14 protein-coding genes are annotated in these 16,297 nt (G+C 40.6%); 6 read left to right on the top strand and 8 right to left on the bottom strand.

Annotated features, from left to right (window positions below; all coding sequences use genetic code 11):
* Positions 1-352: 352 nt before the first annotated feature.
* Complete coding sequence (locus ACE1CC_RS35970; protein ID WP_459563962.1) at positions 353-1,480, top strand: protein-glutamate methylesterase/protein-glutamine glutaminase; 1,128 nt, start codon at positions 353-355, stop codon at positions 1,478-1,480.
* 267 nt (positions 1,481-1,747) lie between these two features.
* On the opposite strand, the gene ACE1CC_RS35975 is transcribed toward ACE1CC_RS35970, so the two are convergent.
* The 6 genes from ACE1CC_RS35975 to ACE1CC_RS36000 form a co-directional block, all read right to left on the bottom strand.
* Positions 1,748-2,089 (bottom strand): SH3 domain-containing protein, encoded by a 342-nt coding sequence (locus ACE1CC_RS35975; protein ID WP_413275235.1) that lies wholly within the window; start codon positions 2,087-2,089, stop codon positions 1,748-1,750.
* Positions 2,090-2,128: 39 nt separating this feature from the next.
* A complete protein-coding gene (locus ACE1CC_RS35980) occupies positions 2,129-2,890 on the bottom strand; it encodes a L,D-transpeptidase family protein (RefSeq protein ID WP_413275236.1) in 762 nt (253 codons plus the stop codon).
* 551 nt (positions 2,891-3,441) lie between these two features.
* Entirely contained in the window at positions 3,442-3,579 is a 138-nt protein-coding gene (locus ACE1CC_RS35985; RefSeq protein ID WP_413275237.1) for a hypothetical protein, read from the bottom strand.
* A gap of 79 nt (positions 3,580-3,658) precedes the next feature.
* Positions 3,659-5,872, bottom strand: a complete 2,214-nt coding sequence (locus ACE1CC_RS35990) for a Piwi domain-containing protein (protein ID WP_413275238.1) — start codon at positions 5,870-5,872, stop codon at positions 3,659-3,661.
* Positions 5,869-6,690: a PD-(D/E)XK nuclease family protein gene (locus tag ACE1CC_RS35995; RefSeq protein ID WP_413275239.1), complete on the bottom strand. Its 822-nt coding sequence runs from the start codon at positions 6,688-6,690 to the stop codon at positions 5,869-5,871. The genes ACE1CC_RS35990 and ACE1CC_RS35995 overlap by 4 nt, the downstream gene beginning before the upstream one ends.
* A 4-nt stretch (positions 6,691-6,694) precedes the next feature.
* Complete coding sequence (locus tag ACE1CC_RS36000) at positions 6,695-7,312, bottom strand: methylmalonic aciduria and homocystinuria type D protein (RefSeq protein WP_413275240.1); 618 nt, start codon at positions 7,310-7,312, stop codon at positions 6,695-6,697.
* Positions 7,313-7,446: 134 nt separating this feature from the next.
* On the opposite strand from ACE1CC_RS36000, the gene ACE1CC_RS36005 reads away from it, so the two are divergent.
* The 4 genes from ACE1CC_RS36005 (at position 7,447) to ACE1CC_RS36020 (ending at position 9,792) form a co-directional block, all read left to right on the top strand.
* A complete protein-coding gene (locus tag ACE1CC_RS36005; protein WP_413275241.1) occupies positions 7,447-7,797 on the top strand; it encodes a helix-turn-helix domain-containing protein in 351 nt (116 codons plus the stop codon).
* A gap of 11 nt (positions 7,798-7,808) precedes the next feature.
* Positions 7,809-8,459 carry an ImmA/IrrE family metallo-endopeptidase gene (locus ACE1CC_RS36010; protein WP_413275248.1) on the top strand — a complete coding sequence of 217 codons (651 nt, stop codon included), beginning with the start codon at positions 7,809-7,811 and terminating at the stop codon, positions 8,457-8,459.
* 23 nt (positions 8,460-8,482) lie between these two features.
* A complete protein-coding gene (locus tag ACE1CC_RS36015; protein ID WP_413275242.1) occupies positions 8,483-9,307 on the top strand; it encodes an Rpn family recombination-promoting nuclease/putative transposase in 825 nt (274 codons plus the stop codon).
* Positions 9,308-9,525: 218 nt separating this feature from the next.
* A complete protein-coding gene (locus ACE1CC_RS36020) occupies positions 9,526-9,792 on the top strand; it encodes a ribbon-helix-helix domain-containing protein (protein ID WP_413275243.1) in 267 nt (88 codons plus the stop codon).
* A 172-nt stretch (positions 9,793-9,964) separates the two neighbouring features.
* On the opposite strand, the gene ACE1CC_RS36025 is transcribed toward ACE1CC_RS36020, so the two are convergent.
* Positions 9,965-10,957, bottom strand: a complete 993-nt coding sequence (locus ACE1CC_RS36025) for a PRC-barrel domain-containing protein (protein ID WP_413275244.1) — start codon at positions 10,955-10,957, stop codon at positions 9,965-9,967.
* A gap of 61 nt (positions 10,958-11,018) precedes the next feature.
* On the bottom strand, positions 11,019-14,726 hold the full coding sequence (gene smc, locus ACE1CC_RS36030) for a chromosome segregation protein SMC (protein WP_413275245.1): 3,708 nt from the start codon (positions 14,724-14,726) through the stop codon (positions 11,019-11,021).
* Positions 14,727-15,099: 373 nt separating this feature from the next.
* Here smc and ACE1CC_RS36035 point away from each other — a divergent pair, with 373 nt between their 5' ends.
* A complete protein-coding gene (locus ACE1CC_RS36035; RefSeq protein WP_413275246.1) occupies positions 15,100-16,167 on the top strand; it encodes a CAP domain-containing protein in 1,068 nt (355 codons plus the stop codon).
* The last annotated feature ends 130 nt before the right edge of the window (positions 16,168-16,297 follow it).

The following is a 16,297-nucleotide window of genomic DNA, read 5'->3' on the forward strand; positions in this document are numbered from 1 at the left end:
ATCAAAAAAGGCTAAGGGCTGAATTGTTCTGCTTGTCAAGATTTGTTTTGAATTGTACTCCCCGTTTTGTGGGTCACGAAAGACCACTAATTGTAATTCGTTTAAGTTAACGACCCCGTATTCAGGAATGTTAACTTCGGCTTATATTTTACGTTGGTCCAAATAAACAAAGTGAAAATCGTTATCTATCACTGGGGCGGGCAATCTGCCCACCCCACAATTTTTTCAGCTTTCTTGTGGGGTGGGCATCTTGCCCGCCTTTATTTTACTTTATTTAGATCTACCTACTTAGTCATGAGCAAAAAGACGAAAAACAAATGACCAATGACGAATGACAAATGACAAATGACAAATGAACAAAATGCCAATTCGAGTTTTATTAGTTGAGGATTCACCAGTAGCCTTGGTAATCCTAAAACGCATTTTAGCCACATCTCCAGACATCGAAGTTGTCGGCACTGCTCGTCATGGTCGAGAAGCCTTACAATTAATTCCTAAACTTCAGCCACAGGTAATTTGTACAGATTACCACATGCCACAAATGAATGGGTTAGAATTTACCGAAGAAGTAATGATGCGGTTTCCTCGACCAATTTTGGTAATTAGTGCTTCTGTGCAAGCAGAAGATAGCCAAACTACTTTTAAAATGCTGAATGCGGGTGCGGTTGATGTTTTTCCTAAACCTCGCTCTCCCTCAGTTGAAGAATATGAATTGCTCAAACAGGAGTTAATTAGCAAAATCAAAATTCTTTCTGGTGTGACTGTGTTTACTAGGCATCGTCGCAATAGTAATATTACCATATCAGTCGATCGCCAATCAGTTAAGTTAGAAACTAAAACAAATATTCCCTTTTCACGACATCCGGCAATTAATTCGCCATCTCAAAATCATCATTCAAAACCTAAAATTGTCTCTATTGGTGCTTCTACAGGAGGGCCACAAGCACTCAATACTATTCTCTCTCAATTACCGATGAATTTCCCCTTACCAATCCTTTGTGTACAACATATTAGTGAGGGATTTTTACAGGGTTTAGTAGATTGGTTAGGAACAGAATGCCAGCTACCAGTAAAAATTGCTAAATTTGGCGAAATACCTCAACCCGGAGTAGTTTATTTCCCTCCTGAAGGTAGACATTTAGAATTAGATGGTTTCGGTAGATTTCTGTGTACTAATTCGCCGCCTGTTTCTGGTCATCGTCCTTCAGTTACAGTTACTTTTGCTTCTGTAGCTAAATGTTATGGTGCCGCAAATATTGCGGTTTTGTTAACAGGTATGGGTCGCGATGGAGCAGATGGAATGTTAGCGATCGCGCAAGCTGGAGGTATAACAATTGCTCAAAATGAAGCGAGTTGTGTAGTGTTTGGTATGCCGAAAGAAGCGATCGCTTTAGGTGCGGCAAAACACATTTTACCAGTGAATCAAATTGCTTCAATGTTACTTAAACAATTGAATATAGTAAATTGGGGTGGTGGGTAGGGTGCGATCGATCTTTTTTATTTAACCGCGTTCGCGTAGCGGTGCGTAGCACTTAGACGCGAAGGAAACGAAGGAAGAGAAGGGAGAGCTTATTTTGGGAAAGTGCGTTGGCATAGCCTGCCGTAGGCATATCGCTCTTTGCCCAAAGTTAGCTACTTCCAATGAATAAGCAGTAAAGATAAAAAAAGCCAGAAATTCTCTTAAAGAAATTCTGACTAGTGTGAGGAATTATTTATGCGAAAACTGATACTTTGTTATTTTGATAGTCTATTGAGGGTCATCACAGACATAATCGGCTCTTACCCAACCTTGTCTTCCATTATGGGAAACTCTCCACCAATAGTAACCATCAGGGCCATACTGTCCATCAATCAAGCGCACCGCTTGCCCGTTAGGAATTTCTTTAACCTTACCGTATTCCCGACCTGGCCCAGTGCGTAGAGACAGACGACCACCTGATTGATCGCGAGTACAAACACGAGCCAATTGTTGCCGTCCCTGTGCCATGTCAGGGTTGTAATCCGTTCGTCCTCTTCCTGGCCCTTCTTGCGCTGTTACTGGAAACACTATACCCAGAATTAGTACACTAGCCATTAAAGTTTTTAACATTGTCTTATCCTTTTGTATTAGTTGAGTAAGTAAGTAAATCTATTGCTGAAGCTTGACTTCGAGATATTCAGGTTGATACGTGCGAACGTAGTTCAACAAATCGTCAAGTTCCCATCTATTAGTCAGTGCAATACATCCTTCCGTCCCGTCTTCCCCATTGTTTTTTTCAAAGGAAGGGTCATAATGAATGCCTAATGCTGAACGACCTGTGCGGAACAAAGGTTGTATTGGTAAAAAACGTCCACCAACTTCTGGATTACTTCCAGAGACAGCCGATCTAGCAACTCTGTACATTCCATCTGGTAAAGGTGCTTCTGTCCCCGATTGATTGCGATTTCGGTTTTGAGTATATGCCCTTCCACTTACGGCAAAATAAGTTCCCACAAACTGTCCGTTGGCATACAGACCAATTTGATAAAGCGGATTACCTACAGAGTTAGTTCTTCCAGTCGGCGTTAGAGTCATATAGTTACCTCCCCTAACTGACTGCAAAGAATTTGTACTTTGGATTTGGCTTCTACTTGGCGCTACCTCATTTTTAATTCGCGGATCGCCAGCAGAGAATTGCTTAATTGAAACAGATGCGCTGTTTTCGTTGTTTACCTTTGGATTGGCAACTGATTGTGCCATTAAAGCTTGCCACTGTCGCCGCTTTCTTGTTGACAAATCATCAGCTGGTAGCTGATTGATAATAACAGGATTAGCCTCAGTAAGTTGTGGGGGTGACTCCTGTTTAATATTAGTTGAACATCCTTGAGATAGGACACAAATTAAAACAGATAATGCTATTTTATGAAGCATTAAATATGCCTCCTCATGCTAAATCTAGCTGCATCAAAAGGCTGATTAGCAATTCATATTGATTAGCTGGAAAAGTATTTTATTGCTTAGACCGAAGTCTTTTGATATTTCTATTATTGAACCACTGCCAATAAAGTGACTTCAGTATACTTACGGAAAATAGAAGTTGATTCCCTTCTTGAGAAATTAAATTTTATAAATTATTTTTTGGAGAAATTTTAAAAATTTAATAATTAAGATGTTAGGTCTACATTTATTGTTGTAATGCTCAGTAAAAATATGAAAATTTGTTGTGTAAATCAGTAGTTTCCTGGAATTGACCAGTTTACCTTCCTATCACGGCTGTAGCTGTTCGTTATCTGTGCAAATGTTATTGTCAGGATCGATCGCTGTTGAGATGTTTTGGGGAAAGTGCGATCGATCTTTTTTATTGAACCGCAAAGACGCGAAGAGCGCGAAGGAAGAGAAGGGAGAGCTTATTTTGAGGAAGTGCGTTGGCATAGCCTGCCGTAGGCATATCGCTATTTACCCATCTTTACACGAACCTTAAATCATGATGCCCAGCAAGTTTTTTCCGGGAATTTTCCCTGTTTCCAATGCTGGCGGATTTTGATTGCTGCTCTGGGAAATACAGCTTGTGAGTTATTAGTAGGAACTGGCTCGATTTCTTTAACTACAATATTGGACAAGAAATTCTTTCTTTCCCTTTTTGCTTAAATACTCTGGGTGTAATTCAATTATCATTGTGTTCCTCTTTTATTGATGTTTTTATAGCCAAAATTGGCGATCGCCCTCCATTAAACTAGGACGAATACCCTGTAATCGCAGATAAGCCATACGATCAGATCCATACAGCGGCATAGGTAAGCGAGGCTCTTTTAATGCACCATGATGTAGTAGTGTTAATTTCAGTGTAGTTTTTAGAACATCTACAATAGGAACTTGATGTCCTAGCTCATGAACTGTTAAACGTATGGGACGAGCTAAACCTACTTTATCAGAAACTTTAGTTGTCACTAGAATCGCTTCACGAGATGATAAAAGAAGTGCCAATCCTTTTGATGGTGCTATCACCACTTTATCGTTCAGATTGTACAGTCGGGGAACACCAGACTTTTTACATTCCACCAAAATAAACTGAGAGTTAATTGCTTTAGCTCGCTCTACTAAATAGTTAGCTTCCTTGCCAACAAAAGAGCCATCTCGGTAAATTAGGACAATCTTATTTTCTAATTCTGCTGCTGGTAACAATCGTTCTAACAATCTTTGGGGAATTTCTTCACCTGGTATTACTTCATCTTCTAATCGATAGCGAACAAACTCCCCTTGTCTCCCATAAAGGCGCACACTTGCACAAGCATTCATCGTACCAGCTTGCCTTTTTTTAGAAACTCTGGAAATGTCCAAACCAATAAAATAGTCAGCAATTTCTAAAGGTTCAGCCAGAACGAAAGGTAAGTTTCCTAATTTTGCCAAAATCCCTGGAATCACCTGATTTAGAACATACTGATAGTTACCAGGATTACTCAAAGTATCCTCATAAATCATTTGACTAGCAATCTGACGACGCAGCAACAACGAGTAAATTTGATAATAAAAGCTACCTTCCTCTCTGTTATCAGCATAGCGATCGCTTTGAGGAAGAAATGACAAAACAATATCATGCGGTACAGCAACTAATCCATGAACAGCTTTTTCAATAGCCGCTCTTGCCTCAGTTATACTCAAATTATTGATTGACAAAGGTTGTTTAGTAATTATTTCACTCTCAAATCCATAGCTGCGAAGACGTTGCTTAACCTGATCCAAGAACTGATTTACTTTCACATCACAAAGTTTCAATGCTGCAATTTGGATTACTCGCGATTTATCCTGATAATCATCGTGACGTTTATAAACACCTCCTTTTTTAAGACCTGTTAGTATATTACCTCTCTTTCCTTCAAAGTTATTTCCAAACAATAGAGTAGTTTCCTCAAGTGGCTTTTCTGGTTCCCAAAATAAAGATGGATGCTCAATCCTATTAATACTACGTTCTATTTCAAATCCATAAGCTTTTAAAGCATTTTTAGCTGTTGTTTTGTATTGACTTAAAAGATTTGTCCTATCTTTATGAGAAATTTTAGTTTCCTTGAGTAACTTCCCATATTCCACCTCAAATTGGTCAGCAGTGTCTGAGGTAACGCAAGGACGTAAAGCTGCCATAGCATAATAATATTGGTTTGAACTTTTACCGAATTGTACAGCAACTACAGGTTGAGCGTCAGGAGCCTCTTTTAGTGCTTGTTTACTAATAGAACCAGTGGCTTTTTCCAGCAAGTCTTTTCTATATTCCTCCATAGTTCCGACAATACCGACAATTGTGGCGTTACTACCCCGTTCAATACTTTGAACTTTCAAACCGATTAAAAGTTGTTCTGGGTTTTGCCTTTGAGGATGATTTTCATAGAAATCAGCTAAATTTTCCCGAAATACAATACTGCTAAAAACAGTTAAAGTTATAGCTGGCTGTAACTCGCCTTCTAATTTAATAATTTCAGCCCAAAAATCCGGTTCTCTCCTAACTTCAACTCCTTTATCTGAGAAAACAACTGGATATGAAAATTGAGTTTTATTCAAAATCTGAACAGCTAACTGGGAAATAATCGAGGGTGTTTCTTGTGGCTGACGTACCCATTGGAATGAAAAAAACCGCTCCTGAAAACCTTCCACTTCATCTTGAATAGTTGTTAACACTTCTTTTAATTGATTTTGGCTAGGTAGGTGACTATTACTTGCTGCTAAAACCCAAAAATAAGGCTTGTGCCATATAACCACAGTTTCCGGTAGCTTTCGACTAAAATGGTAGCTTAAACGATTACCATCTTTTTGTTCAATTTCAGGAGTTAATCGAAAACACATTAATTTGAGTTGTGAGTATTTCAAAGGAAAAACTTCACTAAAAGATGTCACAGCTTGGGTAGATGAATCAGTAGCAGTCATGCGGGAACCTCAGAAAGAGAAAATTTACATATTGAACTAAATTGACAGTAGCGGCAGTTAAAGCCAGGATTGGCAGGAAAAATTTGGGCAAAGTCACCTAGATTTTTCTTGTAACGGCTTAACTCTGCTTGATGCCGTTGGGCGATTCTTGCTAACTCATTCTGAATGGCGTTAAGTTGAGCATTTGTTGCAGTAATTGGCTCAGACCATTTACTACTTTCCAAGTTATAGAATGAGGCAACAGCTTTCTTGCCTGGGTAGAGGTAGGTAGCAGCTAGAAGGTAAACAAATGCTTGTCTTCTGTCAAAATCAGATTTACCAGTTTTAAAATCTAAAATGTGTAACTTGCCGTCTGATTCAATGAAGATGCTGTCAATAGCCGCAAACAAATTGAACCAATAATTACCATGTTTAATCTGTATCGGTTCAGGAAAACCTTCATCTCCTCGGCTCAATTTGACGATATTTTTTCCGAGTAAGATAGGATTTTTATGGTAGTTTTTGATAATTGCAATAAGTCGCTGCTGAACCTCTATTGGCTCTTGGCTTAATTTCAGGTTTTCTGCTATTTTTTCCACCCCATCTGAGTGTTGCAACAGTTGGATATCCTGATGAAATTCGTAAACAGCCATCTGTGCCAGCAAACCAATATGTTGAATTATGGTATCTTGCTCTAAAAGTGCTTTTACCAATGGTTCTTTCTTTTGCGCCCTCGCAAAACCACGCTTCATGTCACAGTGGTAGTGTTCTTGCCCAATAGCCGGAACAAACTGTGACCAAATATTAAAACTTGCATAGGGTAGCCAAGGTGTTTTCATAAGTTTAAACTCCTGAAATAGATAGCTGTAATTCTGTCTTTAGTGTCTTCCAACCATGCTGAGTTGCTACTTTTTTCAGTACAGGCTTGATGGTTTTTGGGGAAGCAGAAGACATTAAGATACTTGGATAAACTGCGGTTCCCCAGTTGGGATGTTCTAGTACACGACAGTTATTCTGAATTACTGGGAAACCCAAGAGTGCTTCTACCGCAGCTGTATCATCATGGCGGATTTCTCCTATGCGTGAGAGCAAAGGATAGCCAGTTCTAGGGTCAATCAAATCTGCCAAAAATCCGCGATCGCGCAAATCAAATGCCAAATCAAATCCAAAGCGCATGAACTTTTCCCGAAGTCGTTCTTTTTCCCTCTCTATGTGATCTGTGCTTTCTAACATCTGGTATCGAGATTGCTGCAAGACAACGACAACCCACAAAACAGGCAAATTCCAATCTGGGATGACTCGCTCCAAGTTTTGAACCATGAATGAACTCGGCTGACGAATGTATATCTCCACTCCCTGTCCTGTCTGTGTGGTCAAATTTATCAGATTGCCTTGCTGGGTGGTGTTCATCTGCTCTAGATAAAGTGCCTTATATTCGCCTGAGTCATTAATATATTCCATATATAGTGCCTTTATTTATATTGGCTTTTTATTCAACTCTATATATCCTATCACAGATGTTGGCTTTTTCGTCAACAAAATTTGATTTTTTCGTCAAGCACTAGTATGATTCATGAGTAAGTAGGGAAAAAAACGTGGAACACACTTTTGGCAAGCTTATCCGTGAAGCTCGCAAGGATAAGGGCTACAGTCAACGCGAACTGTCGAAGCTGCTAGGATTGGATTTTACATACCTGTCCAAGTTAGAAAATGACCGTGCAGACTATTCTCCTAAAGAGGATGTCATCCGATCATTAGCACGCAATTTGGATTTGGACGAAGAGGAGTTAATTTTCCTTGCTGGTCGTATCCCTCAGCGTGATGAAAATTTTCTGAAGCAGCATTATCAATCAATGCCTGCTTTGTTCCGTCGAATGCAAGAAAATCCCGAATTTGCCCAAAAGATATTTCGGGAGGCTAGACAATCAGAAAATGAGGAGAAGTAAGGTTGGAAAGGTTGGATATTATCAAGCCGTATCGCTACATTCCCGACAGCGAAATTGAGGCGAAAGCAAATGACATTCTCAAGCGGATGCAGGCAACGCCTAAATATGCTCCAAAGTGGCCTTTAGATGCTACTCGTGTGGCTGAATTTTTGGGGCTGGATGTTGTTTGGGATAGGATAGCACCAGATTCTCAAGGACAGATAGCCGCTCGGATTTTACCTCTGGAGCGTCTGATAGAAATTAATGAAGATATTTTAGAACGGCCTAAAGGTTTTGAGGAATCAACCTTAGCCCATGAACTTGGACACTGGGTTCTTCATATCGACCAAAAGGCTGCTGGTATTTTTGAGGAAAGGATAAAACACGGGATTGACATAGATGTGCAAGCGTTTTTGTGTCGTCCTCTGGGTGTTCATCTGCAAAAAATCGAGTGGCAAGCTCAACGTTTTGCTAGTCATTTACTAATGCCTCAATATATCTTAGAGGAAATGCAAATAGGAAAAGATTTAACAAGATTGCCTCATCTTTATGCAATGGCTAAAGATCTTGGTGTTACTATATCTAATCTTAAAAATCGGTTAAAACAGCTAAATTGGATTATTATTCCTCCTGATTCTAAGATAATTTACTTGGGTAAATCCGCACCTAGTCGCAAAAAATAAGCTTTTCGTTATGAGGATGAACAATGAGATTCATCAACCCTAAAACCGACTTTGCCTTTAAGAAAATCTTTGGTTCTGAACAAAGCAAAGACATTTTAATCAGCTTTTTAAACGCCTTACTTTATAACGGCAATCCCACCATTGAAGATTTAGAAATACTCAACCCTTATCTAGCACCGAAAATTAGAGGCGTTAAAGATACTTATTTAGATGTCAAAGCCAAAATTACAGGCGACAAAACTGTAATTATTGAAATGCAAGTATTGAACGTTGAAGGTTTTGAAAAGCCCATTTTATACAACGCCGCCAAAGCTTATTCAATTCAACTGGATGCTGGAGAAAATTACAACCTTTTAAATCCTGTAATTGCTCTAACAATTACCGATTTTGAAATGTTTTCCAATTGGGATAAAGTAATTTCTCGCTTTGCCCTCAAAGAGCAAGATTACTTGGTTGATTATTCAATTTATGATATTGAGTTAGTGTTTGTAGAATTGCCCAAGTTTAACAAAGAATTGGCTCAGTTAGAAACCCTCACCGATAAATGGATTTATTTCCTCAAAACCGCTAGGAGTTTAGAAACTGTACCAGAGGAAATAGGGGAAATTCCCGAAATTCTAAAAGCTTTTGCAATTGCTAATCAAGCAAACTTAAGTCGTGATGAGTTGGAAGATTTAGAAAAGCGAGAAATTTACATTTACGATCAGCGCAATGCAATTACAAAGGCGGTTAATCAAAACAGGCGAGAAATTGCCAAGCGATTAATTGATGTAGGATTAGACGACCAAACTATCAGTCAAACAACAGGATTAAACTTGGAGGAAGTGCGAAATTTAAGGGTTAACTAAATACTCTAGTTACATAATCCTAAATTTAACGACATATAGCGAGAGAGGTTTTATTGTGGAGAAATGCGATCGCTTTTTTTATTGAACCACGTTCGCGTAGCGGTGCGTAGCACTTAGACACGAAGAACGCGAAGGAAGGGAAGAGAAGATCGATCGCAAATTGTGGAAAATCTTATTTAGTTTTACTATTACTTTAAGTACATAAGGGGCAAGAAGCAATGAATATTACTCTCAAGCCAGAACAAGAACAGTTTATCCAATCGCAAATTGAACGAGGAATTTTTGCTAATGCAGAAGAAGCGATCGCCGCAGCACTACGTTTGTTAGAAAAACAAAGCATTAGTTACGAACAGTGGTTAAAGGAAACTCGCAAAAAAGTAGAAATTGGACAAGCACATCTAGAACGAGGTGAAAAATTCCCTCTTGAAGTTGCGTTTGAGAGATTAGATAAAAAACTTACTAAATTACGTGAGACGCAACAATAAAGCTATATTAACATCTGCTTTCATCTGCATTCATCTGCGTTCAAAAAAAGCCTAAAATTACCACACCAAAACTAAATAATGGTGCGTTACGCTGCGCTAACACACCCTACAAATAAACCGGAAGCGGCGACTCCCTAAAGAAGCCACCGCTTACTATCAAAAACCCAAAATTTTAGTACCGTTCTTCCTCTTCGTACTCCGGCGCTTTCTTCTTCTCAGGAATATTTATCTTGGGAGCTTTGTAAGGTTTAGGCGCTTCATCATCCGCCCAAACGTCTTCCTCCTCATCCTCATATTTCCGGTTATCAAAACGTGGCGCTTCCGGTTCCGGGTAGGCTTTTTGCGCGTAAGTCCGTTGCGGGGGTTCGCTCCAATTTGCTTCTTCTAACTCTTCCTCGTAAACTGGTTGTGCTTGCGCCATTTTGCGTAAAGGTTGCGGACGCTCTGCTTCCCAGTTATCATCATCCCATTCTTGTTCTACAACAGGTTTGTTGATGCGAACTGGTTGGGGGTTAGCTGCACGCAAAGGTTCTCCTTTAGGCAATTGATTTTCTGGTTTAATAGCTACAGGAGGCGCAAATTCGTCTTCTTCCCGTTCCCAAGGTGCTCTACCAATACCCAGGCGTTCCATTACGCCTACGGTTAATTGTACCAGTCTTTCTTCGGAACCTTCAAATACGATTAACCGATTTGGGCCACTGCTGACAATTTCTTCAATGGGTAACTCATAAGTACTTATTGTCTCAAAACCCGCAACCCGATCGGGAATTTGTGGTAAACCTACCGAAGCAATAACTAAAGAAGTCAGTTTACCGTCTTCAATATCAAACTTAAAACCTCTTACCCTGCCCAGAGGCTCGCCTGTTTCTGTAATTACTTCACAGTTGACTAGATTACTATATGCTTCTACATCTACATCATCTTCTAAGACGCTATCATCATCTACCAAAATAACGTCACCTATTTGACGGATGCGTTCTAAAAGCATATTTCTGGGTATACCGCCGATCCCAAGTATATTATCTCGTAAACTGAGCGCCACTATCTCTCGGCGATCGATATCTACCCAAAGTTGACTTACTACACCCAGGCGTTTACCCGTGTCGCGAGTAATTACCTGTGTACCCAATATTTCTGAGCGAAGGCGGATCTGATCAGATGTCATTAACTTATCCCGAATCCTGGTTAAAAACCCTTTTACAATACCAATCTTAATGAAAGAAAGTTTAGTTAGGTTTGGTCGCAGTTTGCAACTTAATTCCCAAAACTTGGGTGTATGCTCCCCTTGCTTGAGTCACTCCAATTACTCTCTCGGCTGCTTTAATCATAGGGCCTTTATGACTAACCACGATAAACTGTGCTTGATTGGCCTGTTGTCTAATCATTCTAGCTAATCGTTCGACGTTTGCTCCATCTAAGAACATATCTACTTCATCAAAGGAGTAGAAAGGTGATGGGCGATAGCGTTGTAAGGCGAAAATAAAGCTCAAGGCGGTTAAAGATTTTTCTCCTCCTGACATGGAAGCTAGTCTTTGCACTGGTTTTCCTTTAGGATGTGCTACTAAGTTGAGTCCCCCAGCAAAAGGATCTTCCGGGTTATCTAATGTTAAGCTACCATCACCTTCGGAAAGTTCGGCAAAGATTTTCTGAAAGTTCTCATTCACTGCGTCGAATGCTTCTTTAAAAGCTCGATATCTCAAGGTTGTAAAGTTTTCAATTCGCAGTAACAGTTCGGTACGTTCTGCTTCTAAAGTTGTTAGTTTTTCTGTGAGTTCATCTAAACGCGCTTGGGTGCGATCGTACTCTTCTAACGCTAACATATTCACGGGTTCCATCGCTTGCAACCGCTTTTGCAAACTCCGCATTTCTTTCTGCAATTCTTCTAAATTCGTATTCTCTGGTACGGTTGGCAAAGGTTCGGGTAATTCGCTTTCTTGAGCTTGTCTTTGCGTTTGAACATTTGTCAATTCTTCCCGACGTGCAGCTTGAGTTTCTTGCAGTTTTTGCAGTTCCCATTCGGTTTGTTGTTGCGATTTTTGTAGTTGACGCAATTTATTTTCCCTTGCATCTCTTGTCTTTTTCTCTTCTCCTAATTTCGCTTCTGCTTGAATCATCGCCGCTTGCGTTTCGGCAATTTTACCATTCAGTTCCAAGTCTTGATTAGTCACAGTAGTTAACTGTTCTTGTTGCAGATTTCTTTGGGTTTCATATTCTCCTACCCGTCGCTGACATTCGCCAATTCTTGATTCTAAAAGTTGACTTTGATTCTCTAAATCTTTCAATCTTTGTTCAGCATTTCGCAGATTTTGTTCCCGTTGATTTAGTTCCGCTTCTTGAACTTTGATCGTCGCTTGCATTTGTTGCCATTCGCTGTGAATTTGCGACTGTTCCAACTCAGCTAAACTTTGTCTTAATTGCGCTAAGTTCGCTTCGTTGGCGGGTAATTCAGTTTCTAGAACTTGCAAGCGAGATTTGGCACTAGCTAATTCTAAGGTATTTTTGGCGATTTGGGAGTTCAGTTGCGATCGCTGTTCGTTCAACCCATTAATTTCTCTCTTCAACTGTTCAAAATGTAACTCCTGTTCCCGGCGTTCTTGTCTCGCTTCACTTAACTGCTGAGTCAGTTGTTTTATATCTTGATTCAGTTTCCCAATACTCTGTTCGCATCTCTCCAAAACTAACTCGATATCATGCAATCTATTCTTCAAACTCACTACTTCTACCGATTCAGTAGAATGACCTGTCCCAAAGTGTAACCCAGAATTATGACTAACACTTCCACCAGTCATCGCCCCGCTAGCTTCTAACAATTCCCCATCTAAAGTCACCATGCGGTATTGACCTAAAAATTGCCTCGCATCGCTCAGGGTTTTAAATACGATCGTACTCCCAAAAACGTAACCAAAAATATCCCGATATCGCGGTTCGCATTCTATCAGATTAATTGCATAATCAATGAATCCATTAGCATATCTTAAAGCCACGATCGGCGTAACTTTTTGTGCATGAATTTTGTTCAAAGGTAAGAAGGTAACTCTTCCCGCCTTTTTCTGTTTTAATAATTCAATTCCCGCCGCCGCAATCCCATCATCTTCTACCACCAGATGTCCTAAACGCGCACCAGCAGCAGTTTCCAAAGCTAATTGATATTCGGGAAAAGCCCTACCTAATTGAGCAACTAAACCACAAATTCCCGGCATTCCCGACTGTAAAATTAACTTAGTCGCGTAAGTTCCTTGAGCTTCTTGTTGCGCTTGTTGTTGCGCTTCTAATTTATCGAGTTGTCGTTGCTTTTCTCGCTGTTCTTGAGACAGGCGTTTTTGCGTGTCTTGTTGCAATTTCAACTCTTGTTCAGAGTAAGATAATCTTTCCGCTAACTGCTGTACTTTCTCTCCAGATTCTTGTAATTGATTTTCAAAATCAACCTCACGAGATTGTTTACTTTCTAACTGCGGTGTTAAAGATTCTAAAAGTTGGGTTTGTTCTTCAACTAATCTTTCTAAATTAGTAAAACGTTCCCTTAATTGCGCTTGTTCTGTACGTTGGGGGTCGATGATTGCTAAGAGATTTTCAACTTGACGATTTAGGGAAGTTTGTTGTTGAACCCAAGCTTCTGAGGAAGATGCGATCGCACTAGCACTCTCCCGACTCTGATTAACCGCTAACTGTGCCGCATCTCGCAGCGCCACCAATCCAATCAATTCATTTCTAACAAGTTCCTGTTCTTCAGAAATTCGCGCCAAATTTTGTTGATGTTGCTCAATCTCTTGCCGAGTTTCCCTTAACCGCTTTTCCGTTTCATTAAAACTCGTAGTTAATTCCGTTTGACGTAATTGTAACTGACGTTTCTCAGCTTCTTGAGTTGCTAAAACCGCTTGTAATGATAAAAGTTCTTCTTCGCCAAGAGCTTTAACTTTGGCATTCAATACTTCTAACTCAGCGCTAACTTCCCGAATTTGTTGATTGAGAGTTTCCAGTTGTTCAGTTAATTGGGTAGAATTGCGATCGCCTAATGCAATTTGCTCCCGTAACTGAAATTCTTGATTTCGGAGAGTTTGCCAAACTAAGACAACCTCCCACTTTTCCTTATCCTGTAATTCGGCGCGGAGTTTCTGATACTTTTCCGCCTTAATTCTATCTTGGGAAAGGCGATCGCGCTGCGAAATCAACTCCCTTTCCACAATCCGACAACTATCTTCCCTTTCCTTAACCGATTCTAAAGTCTCCTTCGCCTGAGAAATCTTCCGATCAAAAGCAGCAACACCCGCCAACTCATCAATAATTTCCCGACGTTCCTTAGCATTCATCGAAATAATGCTAGTCACATCCCCCTGCAACACCACATTGTAACCTTCCGGGTAAACCCGCAAACGGTTCAACTGCTCGTGCAACTCCGTCAGCGTACAAGACTCCCCATTAATAAAGTAAGTCGAGGTATAACTCCCCTGCTTCGTCACCCGCAACTTCCGCGTCACACTCCATTCTTTTGGGGACTGGGGTGTTGGCGATTCATGAATCGCCCCTACGACTGGGGATTGGGAATTTTCTCCATCTCCATTTAATTCAGCAGTATCAGCAGCAGACTCGCTCCCCTGCTCCGGGCGCACACGCGGGTGCGCCCCTACCCCACTGCTCCCCTGCTCCTCAGAAGCAAAAAACCCAGGTTCATCGGACAAATCAAAAGTCACGGTAACGCTAGCTTCAGCAGTTCCGCGATTAGTTTGGTGATTGTGGTTAATCAAATCAGGTAAGCGTTCCGCACGCATCCCCTTAGAACTAGCAAGACCTAAACAAAACAGTAGCGCATCCAAAATATTCGATTTTCCCGAACCATTTGGCCCAGAAATAACCGTAAACCCCGGCAGCAGAGGGACTTGGGAAGTGCCGCCGAAGGACTTGAAGTGGGATAATTCCATGCGCTTGATATGAACCATTTGGCGCTGGGCGAACCAAGATGAAAATACAACTGTATCAGCCAGTGTAGCGATTCTAAACAGGTTAGCATAGTTACCTTTCGGAAAGCCAATCTTCCTTGTAAAAAAAAATTCTGCCTAATTTTCCTGATTTAGTTTCAGTTCCCCTGCTCTTTGCCGCTAACAGAATAGGTAACACTTTTGTAAAAAAACAAAAAAATTTTAGCTTCGATACTGATATTTTGATCTTTTGTGGGAATTATAAATTCAACCAGGATTAAGCATTTTAGCAATCAATGAAATTATTGCGGCGAACATAATCACAACCAAACTGGTATCAATTGTTATTCCTGTTTGCGTACATTTACTTTTTGATACTTAAGGAAAAATTACCATGACAGTCAATATTTACTCGAACCTTCCCGGAGACGGCTTTGAATCGGAAGAAACCAAGCTTTACAATTTAATCAACGAATATCGCGCCCAAAATGGACTAGCACCAATAGCAGCATCCAAAGCGCTGAGTACTGTTGCTAACCGCCACGTCCAAGATTTAGCAGAAAATATTGGTACTTTAACTCACTCTTGGAGTGATGCTCCTTACGACCCCAACAACCCTAGCACTTATCCCGCTATGTGGACAGCGCCCCAAAGGTTTAACACAGGGTACTCTGGTTATGGTTACGAAAACGCTTTTGGCGGTACAGGCAATTATGTAGCGACGGCGACGGATGCGCTACAAGCTTGGAAAAACAGCCCCGCACATAATGCAGCTATCCTCAACCAAGGAATATGGCAAAATCTGCAATGGAATGCCTTGGGTGTTGGTATTTACAAAGGATACGCAGTTATCTGGTTTGGCGAACAACCAGATCCTACAGGAACTCCTGAGCTCATTACCACTGGCAATCAAATTTTAGGCACTGAAGGCAATGATACTCTCATGGGAACTGAAGGTGCTGATACCATTCTGGGTGCTGCCGGGAATGACATGATGTATGGCAATGGGGGTAACGACTTTCTCAATGGCAATCTAGGCAATGATATTATCAACGGCAATGTAGGCAATGATAGTATTTACGGTGGTAAGGGCAGCGATATTCTCTTGGGTGGCAAAGATAACGATGTCTTGTATGGCAATTTAGGAAATGATGTTCTCTACGGCAATTTCGGTCAAGATACTCTCTACGGCGGTCAAGAAGCTGATACTCTTTATGGTGGTCAAGATAACGATCGTCTCTTTGGTGATTTAGACAAGGATATTCTTTCCGGTGATTTTGGTTTTGATACCCTAACTGGTGGCGATGGTAGCGATACTTTCGTGTTGCAATCAGATAAAGGGTGGGATGTAATTGTAGATTTCACCGCTGGGGTTGATTTTCTAGGATTAAGTGCTGGTTTAAGTTTTGCTAATCTCTCAATTACTCAGGGTACTGGAAGTGATGCGGCAAATAGTTCATAAAACCATAGACAAATATCTTAGGTCTTATTTTGTAGGTGTGATCCTCACTGGGCAAACTACAATGCCCTCTATCCCATCGTCAAAGACATTTGGGACTGCTTTTCTCATGATGTTATAACTTCCATTCACA

Source organism: Floridaenema aerugineum BLCC-F46 (assembly GCF_041929345.1).
In the GTDB taxonomy this organism is placed as follows: Bacteria; Cyanobacteriota; Cyanobacteriia; order Cyanobacteriales; family Aerosakkonemataceae; genus Floridanema; species Floridanema aerugineum.

Bases quoted from the DNA above. Each gene is read 5' to 3' on its own strand.
- ACE1CC_RS35970 (WP_459563962.1), top strand. From the start codon at position 353: ATGAACAAAATGCCAATTCGAGTTTTATTAGTTGAGGATTCACCAGTA.
- ACE1CC_RS35975 (WP_413275235.1), bottom strand. From the start codon at position 2,089: ATGTTAAAAACTTTAATGGCTAGTGTACTAATTCTGGGTATAGTGTTT.
- ACE1CC_RS35980 (WP_413275236.1), bottom strand. From the start codon at position 2,890: ATGCTTCATAAAATAGCATTATCTGTTTTAATTTGTGTCCTATCTCAA.
- ACE1CC_RS35990 (WP_413275238.1), bottom strand. From the start codon at position 5,872: ATGACTGCTACTGATTCATCTACCCAAGCTGTGACATCTTTTAGTGAA.
- ACE1CC_RS35995 (WP_413275239.1), bottom strand. From the start codon at position 6,690: ATGAAAACACCTTGGCTACCCTATGCAAGTTTTAATATTTGGTCACAG.
- ACE1CC_RS36000 (WP_413275240.1), bottom strand. From the start codon at position 7,312: ATGGAATATATTAATGACTCAGGCGAATATAAGGCACTTTATCTAGAG.
- ACE1CC_RS36015 (WP_413275242.1), top strand. From the start codon at position 8,483: ATGAGATTCATCAACCCTAAAACCGACTTTGCCTTTAAGAAAATCTTT.
- ACE1CC_RS36020 (WP_413275243.1), top strand. From the start codon at position 9,526: ATGAATATTACTCTCAAGCCAGAACAAGAACAGTTTATCCAATCGCAA.
- ACE1CC_RS36025 (WP_413275244.1), bottom strand. From the start codon at position 10,957: ATGACATCTGATCAGATCCGCCTTCGCTCAGAAATATTGGGTACACAG.
- smc (WP_413275245.1), bottom strand. From the start codon at position 14,726: ATGGTTCATATCAAGCGCATGGAATTATCCCACTTCAAGTCCTTCGGC.
- ACE1CC_RS36035 (WP_413275246.1), top strand. From the start codon at position 15,100: ATGACAGTCAATATTTACTCGAACCTTCCCGGAGACGGCTTTGAATCG.